Genomic DNA, 6,259 nt, shown 5'->3' with positions numbered 1-6,259 from the left:
GGCCGCCGACCGCCGCGACGATCGCCGGCAGCGCCTCGACGGCCGCCGGGGCCGCGTCGAGCTGACGGCCGCCGTGGTTGGAGACCAGCAGCGCGGCCACCCCCTCGTCGGCGGCCCGCCGGGCGTCGTCCGGATGCAGCACGCCCTTCAGCACCACGGGCAGCGCCGTGCCGTCGCGCAGCCGGCGCAGGTCGTCCCAGGACAGGCCCGGAGACAGGACGATGTCCCGGACCCCGCCGGGCGGCCCGCCCGGCAGGCCGCGCATGTTCTCGGCGGCCAAGCCCGGCGGCAGGTCGTGGAAGCCGTTGCGCTCGTCGCGGGCGCGGCGGCCGAGAACCGGTGAGTCCACGGTGACCACCAGCGCGCCGCAGCCGGCCTGTTCGGCCCGCCGGACCAGTGCGTCGGTCACCTCGGGCGCGGGCTGGAGGTAGAGCTGGAACCACACCGCCGCGTCGGCCCGGACCGCCCGGGCCGCGGCGGCGACCTCGGCCACCGCCGTGGTGGACGCCATCGAGCTGATCAGTACGGTGCCGGCCGCCGCGGTGGCGCGCGCGGTGGCCAGCTCCCCGTCCGGGTGGGCCAGCCGGTGGAAGGCGGTGGGGGAGACGACGACCGGCAGTGCGGCCCGCGCGCCGAGCAGGGTGACGGCGGTGTCGGCCGGGCCCGCACCGCGCAGCACCCGGGGGAGCAGCGCGAGACGGCCGAAGGCCCGCTCGTTCTCCGCCAGCGCCGTCTCGCGCCCGGCGCCCCCCTCGAAGAAGTCCCGGTGCACCGGGTCCAGCCGGCTCCCGGCCTTGTCCCGCAACTGTCCGAGCAGCCAGGGCGGTTGGTCGCCTCCGGCGGTCACGACGCACTCGACGCGGCGTTTTCCGGCCGCAGGTGCTCGGCCAGGAAGCGGACCAGCGGGACGCGGTGGACCGCCTCCCGGTCCCACTCGTTCTCCAGGTTCTCGGTGAGGTGGTGCTCGGCCAGGAGTTCGCCGGCCCGGAACAGCCGTACCACCGGGTGGAGATAGCGGCCGTCGAGGCCGCCGGTGTCGGTCTGGGACACCCGGCCGACCGTGATGTCGAACGGGTTGACCCGGTCGTGGTCGGCGCCGTATTCGAGGGTGATCGCGAAGTAGCGGTCGACGGCGCCGAACGAGCCGGCCGCGACGGCCGGGTGCAGATGGTCGAGCGGCACCTCCTCGTAGTAGCCGACCGAACCGTCCGGGCGGACCGTCACCGCGTCGGCGAGGAAGCCGAACAGCTGCCAGAGCGCCGAGGTGCGGTTGATCCGCTCGATCACCGCGTCGGCGACCGCCTCGGGGGTGGCGGCCGGCTCCCGGCCCGGCCAGGGCTCGTCGTGGTAGCGCTGCTCCAGGATGCGGTGCAGGGCCCGCACGCCGTACCGGAAACCGTGGATGAATCCGCTGGTGGACTTCTTGAAGTCCCGTACCTGGGTGATGGTCCCGGCGAAATAGAGGTCGGGGACGTTGGTGGACTCCCACGCCTCCGTCTGGGCCGGAAAACGGTCCTTTATGGTGAGTTCCGGCCGGCATTCCGGGGTGAAAAGGGAGGCGTCGAAACGGAAGCCGGTGGCCAGGATCACCCGGTCGTAGGGTATTTCCTTGATGACTTCGTCCACCCGTAGGAATTTCACCGCGACCCGATAGGGGCCGTTGTCCGCGTCCTTGCGAATATGGACGATCTCGCCGTCGAGCAGCGCATTCTGTGATTTGAGCTGATAAGTGTCCAGGAAGTTGTTGTTCACCGCCCGCAGATGTCCCACGAAGTGGGTCTGCCAGGCCAGCCGCAGCCGTCCGGGGCCGGCCACGTGAATCACCGAGGCGGTTTCGATGAGGTTGTCGGCGGTCTCGAAGGCTGAATTCCCGCGGCCGATGATCAGGACCCGCTGGCCGGTGAAGTCCGCCGGGTCGACCGAGACCTCGTCGTAGCCCTCGGCCAGTTCCGCGCCCTCGATGGGCGCGTTGTACGGGCGGCTGACACCGGTGGCGGCGATCAGCCGGCGGGCCCGGAAAACCGTGCCGTCCTGGGCGGTGGCCACGAAGTCCCCGGCGCCGCTGCCGTCTTCGGCGGGCGGACGGGTGATTCCCGTGATGCGGGTGTGGTAGCGGATGTTCAGCTTGTGGGTCTCGGCGAAGTCGGCGAGGTAGCCGACGAGGTCGTCGGCGGCGGGGAAGTAGCGCGGGGTGACCGCGGTGAACAGCGGGGCGTTCTCCGCCGACAGCAGGGAGTTCCAGTCGGTGCGGAGCTTGAGTTCCGGATCGTCCCAGCCGGTGTGCACCTTGTTGATGGATATCAGCTTCCGATGGCGCGGAAATCTGGTGAAGAAAGTGCCCGGCGCATCGCCCGCCTCCACCACGAGATAATCGCGGCCGGCCCGGTCCAGGAAATATGCCGCCTGGATTCCGGCCGGTCCCGCGCCCACGACGAGATAATCGACCCGCACTTCTCCTGACATGTTCCCTCCCGATCCGGAAGATGACACCGACACCGTAGTTGAGAGTTAAAGGAGGTATCCAGACTTGGGAATGTGATCCATATCACATCGACCTGGGGAGGTCATGATTGAGTCCGCCGGATAACTTCGGCAGGCGGCACGGGTGCTCGCCCCGCGCTCGCCCGCGAACGGCGCGGGCGTATCCGGCGGGATTCCGTGCGGCTGGAAATCGACCCCGTGATCGTCCCGGATCGGAGGAAGCCGTGCCCAATCCGGCCGAATCGGTATTCCCGCAGGCATTGGTGGACGACTTCACCCGGCAGCCGGACCTGCCCGCCTTCGAATTCCAGTCCCGTCCGGTGCCGCGCGGCGAGGTCCTTGACCTGGTACGACGCGCGGTGGCGAACCTGCGGGCGGCCGGCCTGGGCCGGGGCGCCGGGGTCGCCGTGACCACCGCGGTCACCCCGGCCGGATTCGCGGCACAGATCGCCGCCCACCTGCTCGGCTGCCGGGTCACCGGCCTGCGGCCGGGGCTCACCCCGCCCCAACTCGCCGCCGTACTGGCCGAGGACGTCGAGGCGGTGATCGCCGACGCGACCACCGCGGGCCCGGAACTGGCGGCCGCGGCCGGCGCCGCCCGGATCCTCGACGCCGAACGCGACCTGCTGGCGGCCGCCACCCTCACCGGTGACGAACTCGACCCCCGGGGCCGCCCCGACGACATCGCGCTGATCACCCTCACCAGCGGCAGCACCGGCCGCCCCAAGGGCGCCGCCCAGACCTACCGTTCGCTGACCGACCACTGGAGCTGGCAGCCCGCCCGGCGCAATCCGGTCACCGACCGGCTGGCCGCGGGCTACCGCCGCTACCTGGTCTTCGGCACCCTGACCAGCGCGGTGATGCTGGAACACCTCGCGCTGTGCCTGCTGAGCGGCGGCACCGCGGTCATCCCGGAATCACCCCCGGTCTTCCCGCAGGTCTGGGAGCGGTACGCGATCACCGCCTGCCTGTGCACCGTCCCCCGGCTCTACCAGGTGCTCGACACGCTGCGCGGGCGGCAGGGGCCGGCGCCCGACCTCAGCCGGCTGCGGGTGCTGCTCGTCGCGGGTTCGCCGCTGCCCGCGCACCGGCTCGCCGAGGCCGCCGACCGGCTCGGGCACGCCCTCCACCAGGGGTACGGCCTGACCGAGACCGGCATGCTCAGCCTGCTGACCCCGCACGATCTCGCCGAACGCCGCGGGCAGGTGCTCGACACGGTGGGCCGCCCGCTGCCGGGCGTCGGCATCGAGATCCGCGACCCGCGGGGCGAGCCGGTGCCGGCCGGCGGCGCGGGTGAGATCTGGGTCAGATCCGCCGGGCAGGCGTCCGGCTACTGGTACGACGACGAGCAGACCCGGGACGTGGTCCGGGACGGCTGGTTCCGCACCCGCGATCTGGGCGCGCTGGGCGCCGACGGCTTCCTGCGGCTGGTCGGCCGGGCCCGGGACGTCGTGTTCGTCAACGCGATCCTCTACTACGCCGGGGCGATCGAGGCGGCGCTGGCCACCCACCCCGACGTGGACCAGGCCTATGTGGTCGCCGCCCCCGACGACCGCACCGGGGAGGCCGCCCACGCCTTCGTCGTCCCGGTCGCGGGCCGGGTCCCCGACCCGGACGCCCTGCGGGCCGCGGTGCGGGCCGCACTCGGCGAACCGGCCGTGCCCGCGACCGTCACCGTGCTCGACGCGGTACCGGTGGCGCCCGGCGGCAAGCCCGACAAACAGGCGCTGACCGCTCTGCTCCCCGGGGCGGGCGGCGCGGCGACCTGACCGGCCGGCCCGGCGGGAGCGCCGCGCGACCCGCCCGCCGTCACAGGGGATTGCCGTTGCTGCCCGGCGCCAGCGGGGTGATCGCCAGCAGGTTGTCGCAGTTGGTGATCTGGCCGGGGAAGGTCAGCGACGCCTTGCTGCCCGGCGGATACACCCGCACCTGCGCCGACTCCGGCAGGCAGACGCCCTGCTGGTTGACGGTGTGGATGGTGTCGCTGGCGGATCCGCCCGGCTTCAGCACCACCGGTACGTAGCCGACCGGCTCACGGGTGGCCGGATCGCCGATCTGCCGGCCGCTCGCGTCCAGCAGGGACAGGCCGGGGAATCCGGTGAGATGGCAGGCGGTCGTACCGGTGTTGGTCAGCACCAGGTAGCGGTAGAGGTTCCCGGCGCCGGCGTCGCCGCCGCCGAGCGCCGCCTCCAGGTGGGCGGCCGTGCACATCGCCGTCGTCTCCGGCGCGCTCGCGGTGCCGGTGGTCGGCGTGGTGGCGGTGTCGTGGTGGGTCTCCGTCGCGTGGGGGCCCGGAGTGGTCCGGTGCGGGACCGGGGTCTGCCGGGTCACCGGTGCGCTGGGGGTGGCCGACGCCCGTGGCGGCGGCGTGCTCGGCGCGGCCGTGGCGGCGGGCGGCGAGGTGTCGCGGACACTGCTCGCGGGCGGTCCGACCACCTCGTCACCGCCGCCGGTGTGCAGCGAACCGGCCACGTAGAGGGCGCCGGCGATCACCGCCACCGCGGCCGAACCGCCCACCGCCGCCCGGACCCGGCGGCGGCGCGCGGCTTTGCGGCGGATGCGTTCGAAGGCACCGGGCGGCGCCGACAAGAAGGGCGCGGGGGAGTGCAGCAGCGCCTCCAGCGGGTCCGCCCGCGGACCGTGCGGCGCCCGGGGGGAGTCGGGGCCGGCCGGGTCGCGAGGGGCGCCGGGCACGGCCGGGAAGCCGTTCGGGTCGTCGTCAGGAAATCCGGTCATGGCGTCCTCCGAGCTTGGCGCGGAGTAGTTCGCGGGCGGCGTGCAGATCGGCCTTGACCGTTCCCTCGTTACGGCCCAGCAGCGCGGCGACCTCGCGTACCGGCAGATCGGCGTAGTAGTACAGCAGGGCCGGGTCCCGCAGCCGCTCGGGGAGCGACTGGACGAGCATCCGCACCGACGGGTCGGCGGACTCCGGCTGCCGCTTCACCGCTTCCTCCGTCCTGACCCGGCGCATGGCCCGCCGCTCGCGCTCCATCTTGCGCCAGTGGTCGCGGACCAGGTTCGCCGCGGTCACATAGAGGAAGCCGGTCGGCTCCTCGACCTTCGTCCAGCGGGCCCACAACCGGGTGAACGCCTCCGAGGCGATCTCGTGCGCGGTCCCGTCGTCGTCCACCAGCCGGCGGCACCAGCCCGCCAGCCGGGGGTAGACCGCCTCGAACAGTTCGGAGGCCGCGCTCTCCTGAGACCGGATGACCGCTGTCTCCTCACTCCTCGCCGTGCCGATGCCGCGCGCCCTGCCCGCGCCGCGCGCGGTCCCGCGCCCCGGAGCGGCCTGATGGACGGCCGTCTGCTGCCTGTTCACGCGCCGGGGTTCACGACTCGGCGACCAGCGACGCGTAGACGATCACATTGTCCGGGTAGCCGCCGGCCCCGGTCACCCGGGTACCGCCGCAGGTGACGAGACGCAGCGCCGGGTAGTCCACGTTCCCGTACACCGCGGCGGTGGGGAAGCGCGACTTCGGGACGGTCTGCACCGAGTCGACGGCGAAGGTCGCCACCGTGCCGTCCCGCCGGCCCACCGTCATCCGGTCGCCCCGGCGCATCCGGCCCAGGTGCAGGAACACCCCGTTGCCGTAGGAGCCGACCGTCACATGGCCGAGCAGCACCGACGGGCCGGTCTGCCCGGGAGTGGGCGAGCCGTCGTACCAGCCGGCCGGCGCGTGCGCCGCGATCGGCGGCACCTGCACGGTGCCGTCCCCGTTCAGGCCCAGCGGGATCACGTCGGTGTCCACCCCGATGGCCGGGATGCGCAGTCGGACCG

The 6,259-nt window shown here is 73.2% G+C and carries 6 protein-coding genes; 1 reads left to right on the top strand and 5 read right to left on the bottom strand.

Annotated elements, in window-relative coordinates:
- Both GA0115240_RS04715 and GA0115240_RS04710 read right to left on the bottom strand, forming a co-directional pair.
- Nucleotides 1-847 (bottom strand): alpha-hydroxy acid oxidase (locus GA0115240_RS04715; protein ID WP_370673274.1); only part of this gene is annotated, 847 nt, incomplete at its 3' end.
- The gene (locus GA0115240_RS04710) at nucleotides 844-2,463 is read right to left on the bottom strand and encodes an NAD(P)-binding domain-containing protein (protein ID WP_093735381.1); all 1,620 of its coding nucleotides are present in this window, start codon (nucleotides 2,461-2,463) and stop codon (nucleotides 844-846) included. The genes GA0115240_RS04715 and GA0115240_RS04710, both read right to left, overlap by 4 nt.
- A 242-nt stretch (nucleotides 2,464-2,705) precedes the next feature.
- Between GA0115240_RS04710 and GA0115240_RS04705 the strand changes: the two genes are divergently transcribed.
- On the top strand, nucleotides 2,706-4,250 hold the full coding sequence (locus tag GA0115240_RS04705; protein ID WP_093735380.1) for a class I adenylate-forming enzyme family protein: 1,545 nt from the start codon (nucleotides 2,706-2,708) through the stop codon (nucleotides 4,248-4,250).
- A 40-nt stretch (nucleotides 4,251-4,290) separates the two neighbouring features.
- Here GA0115240_RS04705 and GA0115240_RS04700 read toward each other — a convergent pair whose 3' ends face one another.
- From GA0115240_RS04700 to GA0115240_RS04690, 3 genes are all read right to left on the bottom strand, one after another.
- Nucleotides 4,291-5,217: a DUF4232 domain-containing protein gene (locus GA0115240_RS04700; RefSeq protein WP_093735379.1), complete on the bottom strand. Its 927-nt coding sequence runs from the start codon at nucleotides 5,215-5,217 to the stop codon at nucleotides 4,291-4,293.
- Nucleotides 5,201-5,689, bottom strand: a complete 489-nt coding sequence (locus GA0115240_RS04695; RefSeq protein WP_370673275.1) for an RNA polymerase sigma factor — start codon at nucleotides 5,687-5,689, stop codon at nucleotides 5,201-5,203. Before GA0115240_RS04695 ends, GA0115240_RS04700 begins: the two co-directional genes overlap by 17 nt.
- A 121-nt stretch (nucleotides 5,690-5,810) precedes the next feature.
- Nucleotides 5,811-6,259, bottom strand: a 449-nt coding sequence (locus GA0115240_RS04690; protein WP_107407097.1) for a class F sortase, incomplete at its 5' end; no start/stop codon positions are given.

It is taken from the genome of Streptomyces sp. DvalAA-14 (genome assembly GCF_900091855.1).
Lineage (GTDB): Bacteria > Actinomycetota > Actinomycetes > Streptomycetales > Streptomycetaceae > Actinacidiphila.
The sequence above is the reverse complement of the archived record's forward strand: the minus strand, read 5'-3'. Positions and strand labels throughout refer to the sequence as shown.